Source organism: Klebsiella pneumoniae subsp. pneumoniae HS11286 (genome assembly GCF_000240185.1).
In the GTDB taxonomy this organism is placed as follows: Bacteria; Pseudomonadota; Gammaproteobacteria; order Enterobacterales; family Enterobacteriaceae; genus Klebsiella; species Klebsiella pneumoniae.
The window spans coordinates 3913529-3933906 of sequence record NC_016845.1 but is presented as its reverse complement, the minus strand read 5'-3'; the positions used below and the strand labels follow the sequence as shown (position 1 = coordinate 3933906).

The 20378-nt window shown below is 56.8% G+C and carries 20 protein-coding genes; 11 read left to right on the top strand and 9 right to left on the bottom strand.

Features of this window, described 5'->3' with window-relative positions; translation table 11 throughout:
• Window positions 1-30: 30 nt before the first annotated feature.
• The 4 genes from KPHS_39000 to KPHS_38970 all read right to left on the bottom strand — a co-directional run bounded on the left by KPHS_39000 (window position 31) and on the right by KPHS_38970 (window position 5483).
• The gene (locus KPHS_39000) at window positions 31-1491 is read right to left on the bottom strand and encodes an exopolyphosphatase (RefSeq protein ID YP_005228200.1); all 1461 of its coding nucleotides are present in this window, start codon (window positions 1489-1491) and stop codon (window positions 31-33) included.
• A gap of 75 nt (window positions 1492-1566) precedes the next feature.
• Complete coding sequence (locus KPHS_38990; RefSeq protein ID YP_005228199.1) at window positions 1567-3627, bottom strand: polyphosphate kinase; 2061 nt, start codon at window positions 3625-3627, stop codon at window positions 1567-1569.
• Between the two features lie 180 nt (window positions 3628-3807).
• Window positions 3808-4449 (bottom strand): phosphoribosylglycinamide formyltransferase, encoded by a 642-nt coding sequence (locus KPHS_38980; protein ID YP_005228198.1) that lies wholly within the window; start codon window positions 4447-4449, stop codon window positions 3808-3810.
• The gene (locus tag KPHS_38970) at window positions 4446-5483 is read right to left on the bottom strand and encodes a phosphoribosylaminoimidazole synthetase (protein YP_005228197.1); all 1038 of its coding nucleotides are present in this window, start codon (window positions 5481-5483) and stop codon (window positions 4446-4448) included. Before KPHS_38970 ends, KPHS_38980 begins: the two co-directional genes overlap by 4 nt.
• A 263-nt stretch (window positions 5484-5746) precedes the next feature.
• Here KPHS_38970 and KPHS_38960 point away from each other — a divergent pair, with 263 nt between their 5' ends.
• From KPHS_38960 to KPHS_38920, 5 genes are all read left to right on the top strand, one after another.
• Window positions 5747-6640 (top strand): putative beta-glucoside kinase, encoded by an 894-nt coding sequence (locus KPHS_38960; RefSeq protein YP_005228196.1) that lies wholly within the window; start codon window positions 5747-5749, stop codon window positions 6638-6640.
• A gap of 242 nt (window positions 6641-6882) precedes the next feature.
• Window positions 6883-8082 carry a 6-phospho-beta-glucosidase gene (locus KPHS_38950; RefSeq protein ID YP_005228195.1) on the top strand — a complete coding sequence of 400 codons (1200 nt, stop codon included), beginning with the start codon at window positions 6883-6885 and terminating at the stop codon, window positions 8080-8082.
• 217 nt (window positions 8083-8299) lie between these two features.
• Entirely contained in the window at window positions 8300-8926 is a 627-nt protein-coding gene (locus KPHS_38940) for a uracil phosphoribosyltransferase (protein YP_005228194.1), read from the top strand.
• A 95-nt stretch (window positions 8927-9021) separates the two neighbouring features.
• Window positions 9022-10308, top strand: coding sequence for a uracil transporter (locus KPHS_38930; RefSeq protein ID YP_005228193.1), 1287 nt, complete (start codon window positions 9022-9024; stop codon window positions 10306-10308).
• Window positions 10309-10430: 122 nt separating this feature from the next.
• A complete protein-coding gene (locus KPHS_38920) occupies window positions 10431-11108 on the top strand; it encodes a DNA replication initiation factor (RefSeq protein YP_005228192.1) in 678 nt (225 codons plus the stop codon).
• Here the strand turns inward: KPHS_38920 and KPHS_38910 are convergent.
• The 3 genes from KPHS_38910 to KPHS_38890 all read right to left on the bottom strand — a co-directional run bounded on the left by KPHS_38910 (window position 11105) and on the right by KPHS_38890 (window position 13976).
• Entirely contained in the window at window positions 11105-12016 is a 912-nt protein-coding gene (locus KPHS_38910) for a putative transposase, YhgA-like protein (RefSeq protein YP_005228191.1), read from the bottom strand. The two genes, KPHS_38920 and KPHS_38910, sit on opposite strands and share 4 nt — an antisense overlap.
• 127 nt (window positions 12017-12143) lie before the next feature.
• The gene (locus KPHS_38900; protein ID YP_005228190.1) at window positions 12144-12503 is read right to left on the bottom strand and encodes a putative arsenate reductase; all 360 of its coding nucleotides are present in this window, start codon (window positions 12501-12503) and stop codon (window positions 12144-12146) included.
• Window positions 12504-12512: 9 nt separating this feature from the next.
• Window positions 12513-13976, bottom strand: coding sequence for a beta-barrel assembly-enhancing protease (locus tag KPHS_38890; protein ID YP_005228189.1), 1464 nt, complete (start codon window positions 13974-13976; stop codon window positions 12513-12515).
• Window positions 13977-14027: 51 nt separating this feature from the next.
• Between KPHS_38890 and KPHS_38880 the strand changes: the two genes are divergently transcribed.
• Both KPHS_38880 and KPHS_38870 read left to right on the top strand, forming a co-directional pair.
• Window positions 14028-14144: a hypothetical protein gene (locus KPHS_38880; RefSeq protein ID YP_005228188.1), complete on the top strand. Its 117-nt coding sequence runs from the start codon at window positions 14028-14030 to the stop codon at window positions 14142-14144.
• A 54-nt stretch (window positions 14145-14198) separates the two neighbouring features.
• A complete protein-coding gene (locus KPHS_38870) occupies window positions 14199-15260 on the top strand; it encodes a putative permease (protein ID YP_005228187.1) in 1062 nt (353 codons plus the stop codon).
• Between the two features lie 61 nt (window positions 15261-15321).
• Here KPHS_38870 and KPHS_38860 read toward each other — a convergent pair whose 3' ends face one another.
• Both KPHS_38860 and KPHS_38850 read right to left on the bottom strand, forming a co-directional pair.
• The gene (locus tag KPHS_38860; protein YP_005228186.1) at window positions 15322-15792 is read right to left on the bottom strand and encodes a thioredoxin-dependent thiol peroxidase; all 471 of its coding nucleotides are present in this window, start codon (window positions 15790-15792) and stop codon (window positions 15322-15324) included.
• Between the two features lie 3 nt (window positions 15793-15795).
• Complete coding sequence (locus KPHS_38850) at window positions 15796-16362, bottom strand: transcriptional regulation of gcv operon (RefSeq protein YP_005228185.1); 567 nt, start codon at window positions 16360-16362, stop codon at window positions 15796-15798.
• A gap of 153 nt (window positions 16363-16515) precedes the next feature.
• On the opposite strand from KPHS_38850, the gene KPHS_38840 reads away from it, so the two are divergent.
• The 4 genes from KPHS_38840 (at window position 16516) to KPHS_38810 (ending at window position 20369) form a co-directional block, all read left to right on the top strand.
• On the top strand, window positions 16516-17394 hold the full coding sequence (locus KPHS_38840; protein YP_005228184.1) for a dihydrodipicolinate synthase: 879 nt from the start codon (window positions 16516-16518) through the stop codon (window positions 17392-17394).
• A 16-nt stretch (window positions 17395-17410) separates the two neighbouring features.
• Entirely contained in the window at window positions 17411-18445 is a 1035-nt protein-coding gene (locus KPHS_38830) for a lipoprotein (protein YP_005228183.1), read from the top strand.
• Window positions 18446-18660: 215 nt separating this feature from the next.
• On the top strand, window positions 18661-19374 hold the full coding sequence (locus KPHS_38820) for a phosphoribosylaminoimidazole succinocarboxamide synthase (protein ID YP_005228182.1): 714 nt from the start codon (window positions 18661-18663) through the stop codon (window positions 19372-19374).
• A 119-nt stretch (window positions 19375-19493) separates the two neighbouring features.
• The gene (locus KPHS_38810; RefSeq protein ID YP_005228181.1) at window positions 19494-20369 is read left to right on the top strand and encodes a neutral zinc metallopeptidase; all 876 of its coding nucleotides are present in this window, start codon (window positions 19494-19496) and stop codon (window positions 20367-20369) included.
• Window positions 20370-20378: the final 9 nt, after the last annotated feature.

The window sequence follows — 20378 nt, the reverse complement described above, 5'->3', positions numbered from 1 at the left end:
GCCCGGCTCGGTTGATAGCCAGAGATACGATCAGGCGTCTGGCTCTTCTTCAGCAATCTTCAGCATCCATTCCGGCACGCCTTCCCAGTACTGTTGCTCTTTTTCCAGATCCAGCAGCACCAGCGCATTCTGGCTAAACCAGTTGTGCGGAAACGTCAGCGTCCAGTGGTGAGCTTCCGTCTGCAGGCGCAGCGTCGGCGGCGTAGTGGTAGCCTGACGCTGATTATTCAGCAGTACGCCCAGGCGCAGTAGCTGAATTAGCGGCAGAAACTGCTTTTTCCTGAATAGCGTAAAGCGCGGCAGATCGTCGAGCTTGATCGCTTTGCGATGATAGCGTACGAGGGTGGCCATCAGCATCTGCTGCTCCTGATTGAAGCCCGGCAGGTCGCTATTTTGGAGAATGTAGGCCGAGTGACGATGCATGCCGCTGTGGTTGATATTCAGCCCTACCTCATGGAGCATCACCGCCCATTTCAACAGCGCCGCGAGGTGCGGATTGGCCAGCTTGGGATTCTGCTCCTGCCACTGCTCCAGCATCTGGGTGGTAGTTTCCAGTACCCGGCGCGCCTGTTCGCGATCGATGTTGTACTGATTTGCCAGACTCTGTGCCGTGCGGCTACGAATATCCTGGTGGCGGAAGCGGCCTTCCATCTCGTACAGGACACCTTCGCGCAGCGCGCCATCGGACAGACGAAGTTCTTTGATGGCCAGCGCGTCAAACACACCGCAGAGGATCGCCAGCCCAGGCGCAAAGACCGCTTTACGGTCTTCTGAGAGACCGGGCAGACTGAGCGCGTCGAAGTTTTTATGCTTCAACAGCTCATTTACCAGCATCTCGAGGCGCTCCGGCGTAATAAATCCGTCCTTCTCGCCCATCGCCACCAGCACTTCCTGGGCGGCTTTAATGGTGCCGGAGGCGCCCAGCGCCACGGTCCATCCCTGAATACGGAACTGCCAGGCCAGCGTCTCCAGCTTCTGCACCGCCGCCAGGCGCGCGCGCTGGAAGTTTTCTTTATTGATAACGCCGCCAGGGAAATAGGCCTGCGAGAAGCTCACGCAGCCCATGCGGCGGCTTTCCACCAGGCGGGGCTCAAAATCTTCGCCAATGACCAGCTCGGTTGAACCACCGCCGATATCAATCACCAGCTTGCGGCCGCGCTCCGGCTGCGTGTGCTCAACGCCCATAAAAATCAGGCGCGCTTCTTCATTACCGGAGATGATCTCGATCGGGTAGGGGATCACTTTTTCCGCGCGTTTAAGAAACTCCGCCGCGTTGGTCGCCTGACGCAGCGTATGCGTCCCGACGATACAGACGCTGGAGGGGGAGAACCCCTGCAGGCGTTCGGCAAACAGCGACAGGCAGTTCAGCCCACGGGTCATGGCTTCTTCGCTCAACACCGAGTTTTCATCGAGGCCATCGGCCAGATGTACGCGCTGTTTCAGGCGTCCGATGATCTGCATGGCGCCGTCGACGACACGGGCGATCACCATATGAAAACTGTTCGAACCAAGGTCAACCGCAGCGAACTCCTGCGGCCGAGGGGTGTTATCGTTTATTGGCATAGGTTAGTCGGGTTGTTCGAGTGATTTGAGATAATCGTAAATCGCCATTTGCGCGCGCACTTTACGGCGATTGCCGCGCGGCACATAGCGGTTACTCAGTTCTTTATCAAGATAGCGCGCTTTTACCGTATCGTTGAACAGGATATCAAAAATATCCAGCACCCGCTGCTTCAGACGCGGATCGAGCAGCGGAGCGGCAACTTCGATGCGATAATCGATGTTACGCGTCATCCAGTCGGCAGAGGAGAGCCAGACCTGTTTATCGCCACCGTTTTCAAAACAGTAGACCCGGTCGTGCTCGAGGAAACGGTCCACAATACTGATGACGCGGATATTTTCGCTGATACCTTCCAGACCCGGGATCAGCGAGCACATGCCGCGGATCAGCAGATTAACCGGCACGCCGGAGCTGGAGGCGGCATACAGTCGGTCCACCAGACCTTTATCCACCAGGTTGTTCAGCTTCAGCGTAATCCCGGACGGTTGCCCGTTTTGCGCATTGGCGATCTCGCGATCGATCATCTCATACAGCAGACGACGCGAGTTCTGCGGCGACACCAACAGGTAGTCGAAGCTAACCGGACGATAGGGGTTCTCGATAAAGTTAAACACCCGGCGGACTTCATTGGTAATGCGCGCATCGGCGGTTAACAGCGAATAGTCGGTGTAGATCCGCGCCGTCTTCTCGTTAAAGTTACCGGTGCCGATGTGGGCGTAGCGCACCACCTCATCGCCTTCTTTACGCGAGATAAGGAACAGCTTGGCGTGGATCTTCAGACCTGGCGCAGAGAAGATAACGTGGACTCCGGCTTCCGTCAGGCGTTTCGCCCAGTGAATGTTAGCCTCTTCATCGAAGCGCGCCTGCAGCTCCACCACTACGGTGACTTTCTTACCGTTGTGGGCGGCGTGGATCATCGCGTCAATAATGCGCGAATCCTTGGCCACGCGGTAAATGTTGATTTTGATCGCCAATACGCTGGGGTCGAAGGAGGCCTGACGCAGCAGCTCCAGCACGTGCTCAAAGGTGTGATAGGGATAGTAGAGCAGCACGTCGCGTTCGCGAATGGCGTCGAAGCCGTTGCGGAATTTATCAAACCACAGATGACGCAGGCGCGGCATAGGCTTATTGACCAGATTGGCCTTACCCACATTCGGGAAGCCGATAAAGTCTTTAAAGTTGTGGTAGCGGCCGCCCGGCAGCATCGAGTCGTAGTTGGAGATGGAGAGCTTATCGCGCAGCATTTCGACCATCGCATCCGGCATATCGCGCTGGTAGACGAAGCGAACCGGCTCGGCGGTCAGGCGCTGCTTGAGGCTGGAGGACATCAGCTCCATCAGGCTCGACTCCATCTCATGCACCAGATCGTACTCGGCGTCACGGGTCATCTTCATCGAGTAGGCGTTCAGCGCATCGTAATCAAAGAAGCCTTTAAAAATATCGTCCAGGCAATAGCGCAGGATGTTATCCAGGAGGATCATTGGCTTGCGGCGACGCGGCGCTTCCGGCGGCAGGTTCACGAAGCGCGGCACTTTATCCGACGGTATTTCCAGCAGAGCATAGTTGATGTTTTCCCCGCGGATAATCTCCACCGCCAGATAGGTGTAATCATCTTTCAGGAACTGCACGAGGTCCGTTTCGCGGTTGATCAGGATCGGCGAGATATGCTGGCGTAAATACTGCTTGAAGTAGTTGCGCAGCCAGGCCTGCTGATTGACGGACAGCTGGCGCTCGTTGATCAGGAAGATCTGGTTACGCGCCATCTCCAGCAACAGTTCATTATACAGACTATCGAATTCCTGATCGGCCTTCAGAACGCGGGCCTGAATTTTGCCTAACAGGTGGCGAGAATGGGCGGTACTGCCTTGTTCTTCACTGATAATAATCCGGCGCTTCAGCTCAGCGAAGCGCACTTTGTAAAACTCATCCAGGTTGTTGGAGTAAATCCCTAAGAAGCGCATGCGCTCAATCAGCGGGTTACTCTTGTCCGCCGCTTCCTGCAGCACGCGTTCGTTAAAAGACAACCAGCTGAGTTCTTTTTCGATGTATAGCTTTTCCTGGCCCATTACCGCTCACACTCCGTTTTACTCACAGGACGTAGACTATTATGACGAATTTTTCTGCGTAGCGATTTACTGTGTCACAACAATATGACAGTAAGAAGAATTATTTCTGTGAGATGTTTGATTAGTAAACACTTTTAATTAAAAAAAAGCCCCGCGATGTGCTCATGCGGGGCTGGTTGTTCATTCGTCGGCGGCATAGCCCTGCGGGGGAAGCTGTCGCTCATCCAGCCAGGCGTGGTTGCCTGCCATGCGCAGACGTCCATCGACGAACCAGCTGATGACCAGCGGATAAATGGCATGTTCCTGGGCCTGAACCCGCGCCGTGATTTCCTCCTCGCTGTCGCCAACGAAGACCGGCACCTTGGCCTGCAGGATAACCGGCCCACCGTCCAGCTCATCGGTGACGAAGTGCACCGAGGTACCGTGCTCCTCGTCACCGTTCTCCAGCACCTGACGATGAGTATGCAGGCCAGGATACTTCGGCAGTAGCGAGGGATGGATGTTCAGCAGACGTCCCTGATAGTGGCTGACGAACGCCGGGCTAAGGATACGCATATAGCCTGCCAGCACCACCAGATCCGGGGCGTAGGCGTCGATTTCATGCATCAGCTGACGATCGAACGCTTCCCGGTCGGCAAACTGACTTTGCGCCAGCGCATGGGCCGGGATGCCGGCCAGGCGCGCGCGCTCAAGGCCGAACGCATCAGCCTTGTTACTGAATACCGCACGCAGGGTGCCGTTTATCTGTTTCCGGCCGCAGGCGTCGATGATCGCCTGCAAATTGCTGCCGCTACCGGAAATCAGCACCACGATGTTTTTCATGCAATGACCACACGCTGTTCGGAATCGGAGGCTTTGATATACCCGATTTTCCACGCGTTTTCACCTTTGTCATTCAGCAGGGCAATCGCTTTGTCCGCTTCCGCTGCCGGCAGGGCGATAATCATCCCTACGCCGCAGTTAAAGGTACGGTACATTTCATGCTGGCTGACGTTACCGGCGGTTTGCAGCCAGTTGAAGACGGATGGCCACTGCCAGGAGGACTCATCGATGATCGCCTGGGTGTTATCCGGCAGCACGCGCGGAATGTTTTCCCAGAAGCCGCCGCCGGTCAGGTGGGCAATAGCGTGGACGTCAACGCTGGCGATCAGATCAAGCACCGATTTCACATAGATGCGGGTTGGCGCCAGCAGATGGTCGGCCAGCGGTTTACCGTCAAGGTCGGTAGTTTGTGGGTCAACGCCGCTAACCTCAATGATCTTACGCACCAGCGAATAGCCGTTAGAGTGCGGGCCGCTGGACGCCAGCGCCACCAGCACGTCGCCATCGGTCACTTTGCTGCCGTCGATGATTTCTGATTTTTCCACTACCCCGACGCAGAAACCCGCCACGTCGTAATCTTCGCCGTGGTACATCCCGGGCATCTCTGCGGTTTCACCACCGACCAGCGCGCAACCGGACTGCAGGCAGCCTTCGGCGATGCCGTTGATGACGCTGGCTGCGGTATCGACGTCCAGTTTACCGGTGGCGTAATAATCCAGGAAAAACAGCGGCTCAGCGCCCTGAACCACCAGGTCGTTCACGCACATGGCGACCAGGTCGATACCGATGGTGTCGTGACGCTTCAGATCCATTGCCAGACGCAGCTTGGTACCGACGCCGTCGGTGCCGGAGACCAGTACCGGCTCGCGGTATTTCTGCGGCAGTGCGCACAGCGCGCCGAATCCGCCCAGTCCCCCCATCACTTCCGGGCGACGGGTTTTCTTCACCACGCCCTTAATACGGTCGACGAGAGCGTTGCCTGCATCAATATCCACGCCGGCATCTTTATAGCTGAGAGAGGTTTTATCGGTCACTGCGAAGTCTCCACGCGTTTGCGGTAAGCAAGAAAAATCGGCGCAATTCTAACAGGGAAAGCAAACGTTTGCGAGCCTGCTTTACAGTTGGCGTAAAACCGCTGATGAATGGTTAAATTTGATACTGCTCACGAAAATGAAACCGGGTACAGTCTGGTGCTTGCCTCTACGTAAAGGAATCCTCATTATACGACTGAAACCGGTTTCCGTGTTGGTTTGCCACGCATTTTGTCGGTGATTGACGCGGGTCAGGAGAGGGATGAATGAAGATTGCGGCATTTGATATCGGTGGCACCGCGTTAAAGATGGGCGTGATGGCCCGCGACGGCAGGCTGCTGGAAACCGCCAGGCAGTCAATCAATGACAGCGATGGCGATCGGATCTTACAGGCAATGCTGTCGTGGCTGGCGGCCCATCCGTCGTGTGAAGGAATAGCCATCAGCGCGCCGGGCTATATCGATCCGCACAGCGGTCTTATCACCATGGGCGGCGCTATCCGTCGATTTGATAACTTCGCCATGAAATCGTGGCTCGAGACGCGAACCGGGCTGCCGGTCTCGGTGGAAAACGACGCCAACTGTGTGCTGCTGGCCGAGCGCTGGCAGGGCAAAGCGGCGGAGATGGCCAATTTTCTGGTGCTCACTATCGGTACTGGCATCGGTGGGGCGATTTTCTGCCAACACCAGCTGATCAACGGGGCGCGTTTTCGTGCCGGCGAATTCGGCTATATGCTTACCGACCGTCCCGGCGGACGCGATCCTCGTCGCTATTCAATGAATGAGAACTGCACTCTGCGGGTGCTGCGCCATCGCTATGCGCAACATATTGGCGCGCCGCTGGATAGCGTGACAGGCGAACTGATTTTCGACCGCTATGACGCCGGCGACCCGGTTTGTCAGCGTCTGGTCGCCGAGTTCTTCAATGGCCTGGGCCATGGCCTTTATAACCTCGTCCATATCTTCGATCCGCAGACCATTTTTATCGGTGGCGGCGTTGTGGAACGCCCAGGATTTCTGACGCTACTGCGCCAGCATCTGGCCTGGTTCGGCATTGCCGACTATCTCGATACCGTCAGTCACGGTAACGATGCCGGCCTGATTGGTGCGGTTTACCATTTTAATCAGCTGTATCGTTCGCCAGACGACGATCGACATTAGGGAGAGACTATGTCCGGATTTAAAGCAGGTTTTCTGTGGGGCGGCGCGGTCGCAGCGCATCAGTTAGAGGGCGGCTGGCAGGAGGGCGGCAAGGGGATCAGCGTGGCGGATGTGATGACCGCCGGCGCCCACGGCGTGCCGCGGGAAATTACCGACGGCGTGGTGGCCGGGAAAAACTACCCGAACCATGAGGCGATCGATTTTATCATCGTTATCCACAGGACCTGGCGCTGTTTGCCGAGATGGGCTTCAAATGTTTTCGCACCTCGATTGCCTGGACGCGTATTTTCCCGCAGGGCGATGAGCTGGAGCCCAACGAGGCTGGCCTGCAGTTTTATGATGATCTGTTCGACGAATGCCTGAAACACGGCATTGAGCCAGTCATTACGCTGTCGCATTTTGAAATGCCTTATCACCTGGTCACCGAGTACGGCGGCTGGCGCAACCGCAAGCTAATCGACTTTTTCGTGCGCTTTGCCAGGGTCGTCTTCACCCGCTATCAACATAAAGTGAAGTACTGGATGACCTTTAACGAGATCAACAACCAGGCCAACTTCCATGAGGACTTTGCCCCCTTCACCAACTCCGGTTTGAAATATTTGCCGGATGAAGACCGGGAACCGGTGATGTACCAGGCCGCGCACTATGAGCTGGTGGCCAGCGCCCTGGCGGTGAAAGCGGCGCGCGAGATCAACCCGGCGCTGCAGATTGGCTGCATGATCGCTATGTGCCCCATCTATCCGCTGACCTGCGCCCCGGACGATATGATGATGGCGATGAACGCCATGCACCGCCGTTACTGGTTTACCGACGTCCACGTGCGCGGTCGCTATCCGCAGCATCTGCTCAACTATTTTGCCCGCCGCGGCTTTACTCTGGATATCACCGAAGCCGATCGTCAGGCGTTAACCGAGGGCTGTGTCGACTACATTGGCTTTAGCTACTATATGTCGTTCGCTACCAAAGCCACCGAAGACAACCCCTTGCTTGATTATGATGAAACCACCAGCCTGGTCTCCAACCCGTACGTCAAAAAGTCGGACTGGGGCTGGCAGATTGACCCGGTCGGCCTGCGCTATTCGCTGAACTGGTTCTGGGATCACTACCAGCTGCCGCTGTTTATTGTCGAAAACGGCTTTGGCGCGATTGATGTCCGCGAAGCGGACGGCAGCGTCAATGACCAGTATCGTATCGATTATCTCTCCGCCCATATCGCGGAGATGAAAAAGGCGGTGGTCGAGGATGGCGTCGATCTGATGGGCTACACCCCCTGGGGCTGTATCGATCTGGTTTCCGCCGGCACGGGGGAAATGAAAAAACGCTACGGCTTTATTTATGTCGATAAAGATAATGAAGGCAATGGCACGTTGGCACGCAGCCGGAAAAAGTCCTTTGCCTGGTATCAGCAGGTAATTGCCAGCAACGGGGAGAAGCTGTCGTAGTCGGGTGGCGCTAACGCTTAACCGACCTACAATACACGTAGGCCCGCGTAAGCGTATGGACTGCACCCCGCACCCAAGCCGGAGCCTCGCCTCCGGTTTTTTTGTCTCTAAATCACTTTGCTTGATATACGTCAAGCAAGATGGGTATGGCACAATCCGCAAAAAGCGGTATAATCCCGCGATTTTTTTTGTGGCTGCCCCTCAGAGGAGAAAGAGAATGAAGATTGTGGAAGTCAAACACCCACTCGTCAAACACAAGCTGGGCCTGATGCGCGAGCACGACATCAGCACCAAACGCTTCCGTGAACTCGCCTCAGAAGTGGGCAGCTTACTGACTTATGAAGCCACCGCCGATCTGGAGACTGAGAAAGTCACTATTGAAGGCTGGAACGGTCCGGTGGAAGTCGAGCAGATCAAGGGCAAGAAAATTACCGTTGTGCCTATCCTGCGCGCTGGCCTCGGCATGATGGAAGGGGTGCTGGAGCACGTGCCAAGCGCGCGTATCAGCGTAGTCGGTATCTATCGCAATGAAGAAACCCTCGAGCCGGTGCCTTACTTCCAGAAACTGGTGTCTAACATCGATGAACGTATGGCGCTGGTCGTTGACCCGATGCTGGCCACCGGTGGGTCGATGATCGCCACTATCGATCTGCTGAAAAACGCCGGCTGCACCAGCATCAAGGTGCTGGTGCTGGTGGCGGCACCGGAAGGGATTGCCGCGCTGGAGAAAGCCCACCCGGACGTTGAGCTGTACACCGCCTCTGTCGATAAGGGACTGAACGAGCACGGGTATATCATTCCCGGTCTCGGCGATGCCGGCGACAAGATTTTTGGAACGAAATAAAATATACCGCGAAAAAAGCCGACTTTGAGAGTCGGCTTTTTTTTGAATAAAAGTAATCCACAGCAAATAACAGACGACTCTCAGAGGAATACACTATGACGCGCCGTGCCATCGGGGTGAGTGAAAGACCGCCGCTTTTACAGACAATCCCGCTTAGTTTGCAACATCTGTTCGCCATGTTTGGCGCAACGGTACTGGTGCCTATTCTGTTCCACATTAACCCGGCCACCGTCCTGCTGTTCAACGGCATCGGTACGCTGTTGTACCTCTTTATCTGTAAAGGCAAAATTCCCGCTTATCTGGGATCAAGCTTCGCTTTTATCTCCCCGGTGCTGCTGCTGTTGCCGCTGGGCTACGAAGTGGCGCTGGGCGGCTTTATTATGTGCGGCGTGCTGTTCTGCCTCGTCTCCTTTATTGTCAAAAAAGCCGGTACCGGCTGGCTGGATGTGATGTTCCCGCCGGCGGCGATGGGCGCCATCGTGGCGGTTATCGGCCTCGAACTGGCGGGCGTGGCGGCTAATATGGCCGGGCTGCTGCCGGCCGACGGCCAGTCACCGGACAGTAAAACCATTATTATCTCGATGGTGACCCTGGCGGTGACGGTGTTCGGATCCGTGCTGTTCCGCGGCTTCCTGGCGATTATTCCGATCCTGATCGGCGTGCTGGTGGGCTATGCGCTGTCGTTTGTGATGGGCGTGGTCGATACCACCCCGATCGCCGAGGCGCACTGGTTCGCGCTGCCGACTTTCTACACTCCGCGCTTTGAGTGGTTTGCTATCTTCACCATACTGCCCGCCGCGCTGGTGGTGATTGCCGAGCACGTGGGGCATCTGGTGGTGACCGCCAATATCGTTAAGCGCGATCTGATCCGCGACCCGGGCCTGCATCGTTCGATGTTTGCCAACGGCCTGTCGACGATCGTTTCCGGCTTCTTCGGTTCGACGCCCAACACTACCTACGGTGAAAATATCGGCGTGATGGCGATTACCCGGGTCTACAGCACCTGGGTAATCGGCGGCGCGGCGATCATTGCGATTCTGCTCTCCTGCGTCGGCAAACTGGCGGCGGCTATCCAGATCATCCCGGTGCCGGTGATGGGCGGCGTTTCCCTGCTGCTGTACGGGGTGATCGGCGCCTCGGGGATCCGCGTACTGATTGAATCGAAGGTGGATTACAGTAAAGCGCAGAATCTGATCCTCACCTCCGTGATCCTGATCATCGGCGTTAGCGGCGCTAAAGTGCACATTGGCGCCGCCGAGCTGAAAGGGATGGCGCTGGCGACTATCGTGGGCATCGCCCTCAGCCTGATTTTCAAGCTTATCAGCGTCCTGCGTCCGGAAGAGGTGGTCCTCGACGCGGCGGATAGCGAAGAGTTTAAATAACGATCGCCTGACCGGGCGGCGATCCCGCCCGGTTCTCTCCTGACCTAAATCTGTGGTAAACTCTTCGCGTTTTTCTGTAAGCCTATGTTGAGGTCCATCTGAACGCACCGGCACAGCTCTCTTTGCCACTGTATCTTCCTGACGACGAAACCTTCGCGAGTTTCTGGCCGGGTGATAATCCTTCCCTACTTGCCGCCCTCCAGAACGTACTGCGCCAGGAACACAGCGGGTACATTTATATCTGGTCACGTGAAGGGGCAGGTCGTAGCCACCTGTTACACGCCGCCTGCGCGGAGCTTTCCCAGCGCGGGGATGCGGTAGGCTACGTGCCGCTGGATAAACGGACGTGGTTTGTGCCCGAGGTGCTGGAGGGGATGGAACAGCTGGCGCTGGTGTGCATCGATAACATCGAGTGCGTCGCCGGCGATGAGCCCTGGGAGATGGCCATCTTTAATCTCTATAACCGGATCCTGGAATCAGGCAAAACCCGGCTGCTGATCACCGGCGATCGGCCGCCGCGGCAGCTGAATCTTGGCCTGCCGGATCTGGCCTCACGGCTGGACTGGGGGCAGATCTATAAGCTGCAGCCGCTGTCGGATGAAGACAAACTGCAGGCGCTGCAGCTGCGCGCCAGACTGCGCGGCTTCGAGATGCCTGAAGATGTGTGCCGCTTCCTGCTGAAGCGGCTGGATCGCGAGATGCGTTCGCTGTTTATGACCCTCGATCAGCTGGATCATGCCTCGATTACCGCTCAGCGCAAGCTGACGATCCCCTTCGTGAAAGAGATCCTTAAGCTTTAGTCCGCCAGGGGAGTCAGCTCCTGCTCCGTCAGCCCGGTCAACCGGGCGACCAGGTCGCGCGGAAGGCCGCTGTGCAGCATAGCGACAGCGATGCGCTGCGCCTCTTCTTTCCGTCCTTCCTGACGGCCTTGCGCCAGGCCCCGCTCCAGCCCCTGTTGTTCCAGATATTCCGCAATCGTCATCAACGTCTCCTTATGCTGCGGCGTACGTAACGCCAGCTCGCGAATGAATTTAATCGGCTCGCGCGTGTTGCCTGCCTGTACCAGATAGTGCATCAGGGCTTGTACCTGCGATTCCGTCGCCAGTCCAGTCAATAATAATTCGCTCAGCTTGTCGAGGAGCTGCGCCAGATCGCGTTGTCGAATATGTTTTTGCAGTAACTCCAGCGTTGCCATGCGCTGGTGGGTGGCAATCTCGTCATCCGGAATGACGGTTATGTCCGCCAGCGGAAACGCCCCGTGATAAAGGTGGCCGGCCAGCTCCGGAGCGACGAATTCATCGAGCCAGCGCAGAGAGAACGGATAGGGGCTCACCAGACCGTGGTAGAAGAGAACAGGGATCACCAGCGGCAGGCGATCGTGGCCGGCATCGAGATGGCGCTGCATGGCGGCGATGGCGTAGCGCATCAGACGAAAGGCCATATGCCGGTCGGGCGTGCTCTGGTGTTCGATAAGCGCATAAATATAACCGTCGCCCGCCGTGGTTTTCAGGGAATACAAAATGTCGGCGTAAAAGGGACGCAGATCGTCTTCGACAAAATGCCCGGACTCGAGATGCAGTGTACGCAGATCGCACACTTTAAGCAGCGTCTCGGGCAGATACAGCTGCAGGAAATCACGGGCGGTATCGGGATGGGAGAGGTAGGTCTTAAACACGGCGTCATGGGGCGTGGAGGTCGGCTTTTTCATGTTCATCCGTCCAGTGGATTGAGCGATGGATGAACAGTAGCACCGTCCGGCGGGCGGGAGATATTGGCGTGAAAGATCTGGAATCGCCCACGTAAAAAAAGCGCCGCGCAAGCGCGGCGCGGGTGAGTTAGCTTACGATCTCAAGAACCTGTTCCGGCGGGCGGCCAATACGCGCCTGGCCGCGGCTGACGACGATAGGGCGCTCGATGAGTTTCGGATTGTCGACCATCGCCTGTATCAGCGCCGCGTTGCTGAGAGCCGGGTCGGCCAGATTGAGCGATTTATACAGATCCTCTTTCTGGCGCATGAGCTCGCGGGGGCTCTCCATACCCAGCAGCTGCAGCAGCTGGCGCAGCGTCCCGGCATCCGGTGGCGTCTCAAGATAAAGCACCACCTCAGGATCGATGCCGCGGCTCTGCAGCAGGCTCAGCGTTTCGCGGCTCTTGGAGCAGCGTGGGTTATGGTAAATTTTTACCGCGTCGGTCATGGGGTCTCCTTACATTTTTTGATAGGGACGGAAGCGAGCCTGCAGATCGCGTAGCTGATCGATACGGGCATCGTAACGTGCCTGCTGCAGGCTACCGAGTTTCACCTGCGAGCTGGCGCTGCTGAGCAGGGAAATCGCCTGCTCCAGCTGGCCGACCAGCGCCATGCTTTCAGCCCGCGCCGCCAGCTCCTGATCGCGATTGCCCAGCGCGCCTTCCGCCTGGGCCAGCAGGTCCCAGCCGTTGCCATCCTCTTTATAGGTAAAGGTATACCGGTTCAGAATGGTCGCCGCTTCCCCGGGCTGCCCGCCCTGCAGCAGGGCGTTGGCCAGGTTCAGCTGCAGCACCGGATTAGTACGCAGCTCGCGGGCGTTTTTAAGGCGATTGATGGCGTCGCTGGTTTTCTTCTGTCCGAGGTCGATATCGGTGGCCAGATCGAGATACCAGGCATTTTGCGGGTCGGCGTTGAGCAGCGGCTGCAGCGTTTTGCGTGCCTGGTCAAAGTTATTGCTTTCCATCGCCAGCAGAGCGCGACCATACTGGGCGGCATGCTGTTGGCGGATATTGCCTTTATCCCAGGCGTTCAGCAGATCGGTGCCCAGCTTGTTGTCGCCGTTGGTGTACATCCCGAGGGTACGCGCCTTCGCCAGATAGAAGTCCGCCGAGGACTGTACCACCACCGGGCGCATCTGGTTGGCGCGGTTACGGGCATCGGCCAGTCGGCTTTCCGGCAGGGGGTGGGTGAGCAACATTTCCGGCGGTCGCGTCGAGTAGCGCGACTCGTCAAGCAGTTTACCCATAAACATCGGCATAGCCTGCGGGTCGAAACCCGAGCGCTGCAGAACCTGAATGCCAATCCGGTCGGCTTCTTCTTCGTTCTGGCGGGTGAAGCTGATCATACCCTGCTGAGTACCGGCCAGCGTCCCGGTCAGGGCCGCCATTCCGGCCTGCGGGCTGGCCATCGCCAGCAAAATTGAACCCAGCGCGCCGACCCAGGTCAGCGGCGCGTTGCGCTTCTGATCTTCCATCGCGCGGGCGAGATGCCGCTGCGTCACGTGGGAGATTTCGTGCGCCATGACAGAGGCCAGTTCGCTCTCGTTATCAGAGTAGCGGAACAGGGCGGAGTGGAGGACCACATTGCCGCCGAAGAAGGCGAAGGCGTTGATCTGGTCGTTATTAATCAAATAGAAGTGGAACGGGGTACGCACCGAGTTGGCGTGAGCCACCAGACGCATACCCAGCCCGTTGATATATTGCACCAGCAGAGGGTCGTTGATCAGCGGCGCGCTACCGCGCAGTTGGCGGACGTAGTAATCCCCCATCTGCATTTCCTGACCGATTGACAGCGTGCTTCCTGCGGAGGTTCCCATGTCCGGCAGGGTATCTGCGGAGTCAGCAAAAGCAGGACCTATCGAACCCAGCGTCAGCGACGCGATCGCGGTCGCCACCAGCGTTTTCTTCAACTGCCTGAACATAACCTCTGTCCTGTAATGTGGGTGTGCCAGTTTGACCGATTGTGCGGCGTAATGTTCCCTGGCCGCATCCCAGCGAGTTTAGCTGGCGTTGGCCGCCTTGAAAATATGTTCTTCATGGCGGAGAACGGTTTGACTGCGGCGCATCAAAAAGCGAAGTCTTTTTTGTGACATTTCGATACAATTCCCCGGATTGTCGCCGCTTGGCCCTTCAGGGAAGGTTTTATGCTTGAGATGTTAATGCAGTGGTACCGCCGTCGATTCAGCGACCCTGAGGCGATAGCGCTGCTGGTTATTTTGCTTGCCGGTTTCGGCATTATGTTCTTTTTCAGCGGCCTGCTGGCCCCGTTGCTGGTGGCTATCGTGCTGGCCTATCTGCTGGAGTGGCCGACCGTTCGTCTGGAGCGCATCGGTCTGTCGCGCACCTGGGCCACCTCGCTGGTGCTGATCCTCTTTGTGGGCATCCTGCTGTTGCTGGCCTTTGTGGTGCTGCCGGTAGCCTGGCAGCAAGGGATCTACCTCATCCGCGATATGCCGGGCATGCTAAATAAGCTCTCTGATTTCGCCGCCACGCTGCCGCGGCGCTATCCGGCGTTAATGGATGCCGGCATTATCGATGCGATGGCGGAAAATATGCGCACCCGGATGCTGACGGTGGGCGACTCGGTGGTTAAGTACTCTCTGGCCTCGCTGGTGGGGTTACTCACCCTGGCGGTCTATCTGGTGCTGGTGCCGCTGATGGTCTTCTTCCTGCTGAAGGATAAAGAGCAGATGCTCAACGCGGTGCGCCGCGTTCTGCCGCGCAATCGCGGGCTTGCCGGGCAGGTGTGGAAAGAGATGAACCAGCAGATCACCAACTACATTCGCGGCAAGGTGCTGGAGATGATTGTCGTCAGCGTCGCCACCTGGATAGGCTTTATTCTCTTTGGCCTCAACTACTCGTTGCTGCTGGCGGTGCTGGTGGGCTTCTCGGTGCTGATCCCCTATATCGGCGCGTTTGTGGTGACCATTCCGGTGGTGGGGGTGGCGCTGTTTCAGTTTGGCGCTGGCACCGAGTTCTGGAGCCTGTTTGCGGTCTATCTGATTATTCAGGGGCTGGACGGTAACCTGCTGGTTCCGGTGCTATTCTCGGAAGCGGTCAATTTACACCCGCTGGTAATTATCCTGTCGGTGGTGATCTTTGGCGGACTGTGGGGATTCTGGGGCGTCTTCTTCGCCATTCCGCTGGCCACGCTGATTAAAGCAGTGGTGCATGCCTGGCCGGATGGTTTGGCGGTCGACGACTAAGGCAATGAGAATAAAAAAAGACGCCGGGCGAGGGCTTCCTCTCCCGGCGTCTTGCTTTGCATCAGGCGTTTTCTTTCAGCCAGTTCAGCACCACGTCGTGGTGATTGCTGGTTTTAAAATCATCAAAGACGTGTTCGATTTTGCCATCGGCATCAATGAGGAAACTAATCCGGTGGATCCCGTCGTAGGTTTTCCCCATAAAGGATTTTTCGCCCCAGACGCCAAACTGCTCGCAAACCTGATGGTTTTCATCAGACAGCAGCGTAAAGTTCAGCAGCTCTTTTTCGGCGAAACGGGAGAGTTTTTCCGGTTTATCAGTGCTGATGCCCAGCACTTCAACGCCGGCTTTTTTCAGGTCGTCCATATTATCGCGCAAGCCGCACGCCTGGACGGTGCAGCCCGGGGTCATGGCTTTCGGGTAAAAATAAACCAGGACACGTTGTCCCTGGAAGTCGGTTAAATTTACTTCCTCGCCGTCCTGGTCCGGTAAGCTAAATTTCGGTGCGATATCACCGGCTTTCAGTGGGGTCATGGGTTAAACTCCATCCTGTTCATCATGCTGTGAATAATTAACGATGTTAATACTGCCTTGTGCGTTCAGTTCTGTACATAGGGCTTTGAACGCTTGTTCGATATTTGCTGCATTTTGCGTCGCAGGACTGTGGGCAGTTATCTGGATAAAAAGCTGCGCGGAATCGCCGTCTCCCGGCTGCGTGCGGGACACCAGCTCCGCAATATTCATATTCCATGTATCGCACAGGGCAGTAAAGCGCTCGATGATATGCGGTGAGTCCGGCACCTCAACCTGGACCCAAACGGTGTTTGGCATGGCCTGCGGCGGGCGCGCAGTGGTGCGTTTCATCACGATCAACAGCTCCAGCTCCGCGCCTTTCAGCGGCAGAGTTGATTCGATCAGGTTAATCGCATTCCACGACCCGGAAAGCAGCATGATAAACGTAAACTCATCACCGAGCATGGCCAGCCGGCTGTCTTCGATATTACAACCGCAGCTGCTGACGTGGCGAGTGATCGTATTCACGATGCCGGGACGGTCAGCCCCCAGGGCGGTAATAACCAGATAGTGTTGTAATGAGGCTGTCAAACCTGTTCTTCCTTTAAAAAGGTGAGGTAACATTAGGAAAGCATAAAAAAAACCGCCATACAACATCCCTGATGGCGTCGGGTCTCTTGCTTTTATTACAGCTCCAAACGTAACATTGAGAATCTTGTCGCACTTCTGCTCTGAGGATGGCCCATGTTCACGGGAAGTATTGTAGCGCTTGTCACGCCGATGGATGAAAACGGTAATGTCTGCCGGACAAGCCTGAAAAAACTGATTGATTACCATGTCGCCAACGGAACCTCGGCGATCGTTTCGGTAGGGACTACCGGTGAATCCGCAACGCTGAGCCATGAAGAGCATGGCGACGTGGTGATGATGACGCTGGAGCTGGCCGACGGGCGTATTCCGGTTATCGCTGGAACGGGAGCCAATGCAACCGCAGAGGCGATTAGCCTGACCAAACGTTTTAACGATAGCGGTGTTGTTGGCTGCCTGACGGTCACTCCTTATTATAACCGTCCGACCCAGGAAGGCCTGTTCCAGCACTTTAAAGCTATCGCCGAACATACTGACCTGCCGCAAATTCTGTATAATGTGCCGTCCCGTACCGGTTGCGATATGTTGCCGGAAACCGTTGGCCGTCTGGCGGAAATTAAAAATATTGTCGGTATTAAGGAAGCAACAGGGAACTTAAGTCGCGTTCACCAGATCAAAGAGCTGGTTTCAGACGACTTTATTCTGCTGAGCGGTGACGATGCGACCGGTATGGACTTCATGCAGCTCGGCGGCGTAGGCGTGATTTCTGTCACGGCCAACGTGGCGGCGCGCGAAATGGCCGACATGTGCCGTCTGGCGCTGGCGGGTCAATTTGCCGAAGCTCGTGCGATTAACCAGCGTCTGATGCCACTGCATACAAAATTATTTGTCGAACCCAATCCTATCCCGGTGAAATGGGGATGCAAGGCGTTGGGTCTTGTGGCGACCGATACGCTGCGCTTGCCGATGACGCCTATCACCGATCATGGTCGTGAAGCCGTCACTGCCGCGCTGAAGCATGCCGGTTTGCTGTAAAGTTTAGGGAGATTTGATGGCTTACTCAGTACAGAAGTCGCGCCTGGCGAAGGTTGCGGGTGTTTCGCTGGTTCTACTCCTCGCGGCCTGTAGTTCTGACTCGCGCTATAAGCGTCAGGTGAGCGGTGATGAGGCCTATTTACAGGCATCACCGTTGAGCGAACTTCATGCGCCGGCGGGGATGATCCTGCCGATTCAGGTGGGTGATTACAATATTCCGGTGGCTAACAGCACCGGCGCGGTCGGTAAAGCGCTGGACATTCGTCCGCCGGCGCAGCCGCTGGCGCTGGTGAGCGGTGCGCGGACCCAGTTTAACGGCGATACCGCGACGCTGATGGTCGAGAACGGCCGCAGCGGTTCGCTGTGGGCACAGGTCACCAGTATTCTTCAGTCGAAGAACTACGTTATCGCCAAGCGCGATGATGCGAGCCAGACGCTGAACACCGACTGGGTTGAGTGGAACCGTCTTGATGAAGATCAGCAGTATCGCGGTCGTTATCAAATCTCCGTCAAACCGCAGGGTTATCAGCAAGCGGTGGTCGTTAAGCTGGTGAATCTGGAGCAGGCGGGTAAACCGGTTGCCGATCCGGCGTCTCTGCAGCGCTACAGCACCGCTATGCTGAACGTCATTTCGGAAGGCCTTGACATGAATGCCACCAGCGCCCAGAACGCCGCCCAGCGCAGCGCGGGGGCCACCTTCGACGTGCAGAGCGCCGCCGACGATACCGGCCTGCCGATGCTCGTAGTTCGCGCGCCGTTTAACCTGGTGTGGCAGCGTCTGCCTGGCGCCCTCGAGAAAGTGGGGATGAAAGTGACCGACAGCACGCGCTCTCAGGGCAGCATGGCGCTGACCTATAAGCCGCTGTCTGACAGCAGCTGGCAGGAGCTGGGCGCACGTGACCCGCAGCTGGTCTCCGGCGACTACAAACTGCAGGTCGGCGACCTCGATAACCGCAGTAGCCTGCAGTTTATCGACCCGAAAGGCCACACCCTGACGCAGTCGCAAAATGACGCCCTGGTAGCCGTATTCCAGGCCGCATTTAACAAGTAATCAAAAGGGCTGGAGCAATCCGGCCCTTTTAATATATAGTGACGCAAACGTGTGCGTGGCCATATAATCCTGTAAATCGCCGCGTTAAGGCTGCTCCAGTCGCCTGACTGCAGTTCGCCCCGCAAGCGTACAGCATCCGCTCCAACGCCCGTTGCAGGATGTTATGTAAGACCGACACGTCATTTTTTGGCTCAATATCACTGGAGTAGTGAAAGATGAAAAAGCAAGCTGAGTTGTATCGTGGTAAGGCGAAGACAGTATACAGCACCGATAATCCGGACCTGCTGGTACTGGAATTCCGTAACGATACGTCAGCAGGTGATGGCGCGCGCATCGAGCAGTTCGATCGTAAAGGCATGGTGAACAACAAATTCAACCATTTCATTATGAGTAAACTGGCAGAAGCGGGCATCCCTACCCAGATGGAAGCGCTGCTCTCCGATACCGAATGTCTGGTGAAAAAACTGGATATGGTGCCGGTAGAGTGCGTGGTGCGTAACCGTGCGGCAGGCTCGCTGGTAAAACGTTTAGGCATTGAAGAAGGTATCGAGCTGAATCCGCCGCTGTTCGACCTGTTCCTGAAAAACGATGCTATGCACGATCCGATGGTCAACGACTCCTACTGCGAAACCTTCGGCTGGGTGAGTAAAGAGAATCTGGCGCGGATGCGCGAGCTGACCTACAAAGCCAACGACGTGCTGAAAAAACTGTTCGATGACGCCGGTCTGATTCTGGTGGACTTTAAGCTGGAGTTTGGTCTGTTCAAAGGCGAAGTGGTGCTGGGCGACGAGTTTTCGCCGGACGGCAGCCGCCTGTGGGATAAAAACACCCTCGATAAAATGGACAAAGACCGCTTCCGCCAGAGCCTTGGCGGCCTGATCGAAGCCTACGAAGAAGTGGCTCACCGCCTGGGCGTTAAGCTCGACTAACCCGCCCGCCGCCAGAAGATGGCCTCATCTTCTGGCGTCTCTTGCTGTTTCCTGTGGTAATCCTGCGCTGAACCGCCTACGATCTCTGCTATTGATACATAACAGGGAATGAGGTGCTTATGCGCTGGCAAGGGCGTCGCGAAAGCGACAATGTTGAAGATCGACGTGGACAATCAGGCTCGCCGTTTGGCGGCGGCGGGGGCGGCGGCTTCCGTCTGCCGAGCGGGAAGGGCGGCATTGTACTGCTGATTATTGTGCTGGTGGCGGGCTACTACGGCGTGGATTTGACCGGCATGTTGACCGGCGAACCGATGCCGCAGCAGCAGACCTCCACGCAGCGCTCCATCAGTCCGAAAGACGATGAAGCGGCGAAGTTTACTTCCGTCATTCTGGCTACCACCGAAGATACCTGGGGGCCGATCTTTGAAAAGATGGGCCGCCAGTACCCGCAGCCAAAGCTGGTGCTCTACCGCGGCGCGACCCGTACCGGCTGCGGCACCGGTCAGTCGGTGATGGGCCCCTTCTATTGTCCTGCCGACAGTACGGTCTATATTGACCTGTCATTCTACGATGAGATGAAAAATAAACTGGGCGCCGACGGCGACTTTGCCCAGGGGTACGTCATTGCTCATGAAGTGGGTCATCACGTACAAAAACTGCTGGGCATTGAGCCGAAGGTCCGCCAGCAACAGCAGCATGCCACGCAGGCCGAAGCCAACCGCCTGTCGGTTAAGATGGAGCTGCAGGCAGACTGCTTCGCCGGCGTCTGGGGTCATAATATGCAGCAGCAGGATATTCTGGAAACTGGCGATCTGCAGGAGGCGCTGAACGCCGCCGAGGCCATCGGCGACGATCGTCTACAGCAGCAGAGCCAGGGACGCGTGGTGCCGGACAGTTTTACCCACGGCACCTCGAAACAGCGCTACACCTGGTTCAAACGCGGTTTCGATAGCGGCGATCCGGCGCAGTGCAATACCTTCGGCAGCGCGCTGTAATCGTCCCCC

Bases quoted from the DNA above. Each gene is read 5' to 3' on its own strand.
- KPHS_39000 (YP_005228200.1), bottom strand. From the start codon at position 1,491: ATGGTGATCGCCCGTGTCGTCGACGGCGCCATGCAGATCATCGGACGC.
- KPHS_38990 (YP_005228199.1), bottom strand. From the start codon at position 3,627: ATGGGCCAGGAAAAGCTATACATCGAAAAAGAACTCAGCTGGTTGTCT.
- KPHS_38980 (YP_005228198.1), bottom strand. From the start codon at position 4,449: ATGAAAAACATCGTGGTGCTGATTTCCGGTAGCGGCAGCAATTTGCAG.
- KPHS_38960 (YP_005228196.1), top strand. From the start codon at position 5,747: ATGAAGATTGCGGCATTTGATATCGGTGGCACCGCGTTAAAGATGGGC.
- KPHS_38950 (YP_005228195.1), top strand. From the start codon at position 6,883: ATGGGCTTCAAATGTTTTCGCACCTCGATTGCCTGGACGCGTATTTTC.
- KPHS_38940 (YP_005228194.1), top strand. From the start codon at position 8,300: ATGAAGATTGTGGAAGTCAAACACCCACTCGTCAAACACAAGCTGGGC.
- KPHS_38930 (YP_005228193.1), top strand. From the start codon at position 9,022: ATGACGCGCCGTGCCATCGGGGTGAGTGAAAGACCGCCGCTTTTACAG.
- KPHS_38910 (YP_005228191.1), bottom strand. From the start codon at position 12,016: ATGAAAAAGCCGACCTCCACGCCCCATGACGCCGTGTTTAAGACCTAC.
- KPHS_38900 (YP_005228190.1), bottom strand. From the start codon at position 12,503: ATGACCGACGCGGTAAAAATTTACCATAACCCACGCTGCTCCAAGAGC.
- KPHS_38890 (YP_005228189.1), bottom strand. From the start codon at position 13,976: ATGTTCAGGCAGTTGAAGAAAACGCTGGTGGCGACCGCGATCGCGTCG.
- KPHS_38880 (YP_005228188.1), top strand. From the start codon at position 14,028: ATGTTCCCTGGCCGCATCCCAGCGAGTTTAGCTGGCGTTGGCCGCCTT.
- KPHS_38870 (YP_005228187.1), top strand. From the start codon at position 14,199: ATGCTTGAGATGTTAATGCAGTGGTACCGCCGTCGATTCAGCGACCCT.
- KPHS_38860 (YP_005228186.1), bottom strand. From the start codon at position 15,792: ATGACCCCACTGAAAGCCGGTGATATCGCACCGAAATTTAGCTTACCG.
- KPHS_38840 (YP_005228184.1), top strand. From the start codon at position 16,516: ATGTTCACGGGAAGTATTGTAGCGCTTGTCACGCCGATGGATGAAAAC.
- KPHS_38830 (YP_005228183.1), top strand. From the start codon at position 17,411: ATGGCTTACTCAGTACAGAAGTCGCGCCTGGCGAAGGTTGCGGGTGTT.
- KPHS_38820 (YP_005228182.1), top strand. From the start codon at position 18,661: ATGAAAAAGCAAGCTGAGTTGTATCGTGGTAAGGCGAAGACAGTATAC.
- KPHS_38810 (YP_005228181.1), top strand. From the start codon at position 19,494: ATGCGCTGGCAAGGGCGTCGCGAAAGCGACAATGTTGAAGATCGACGT.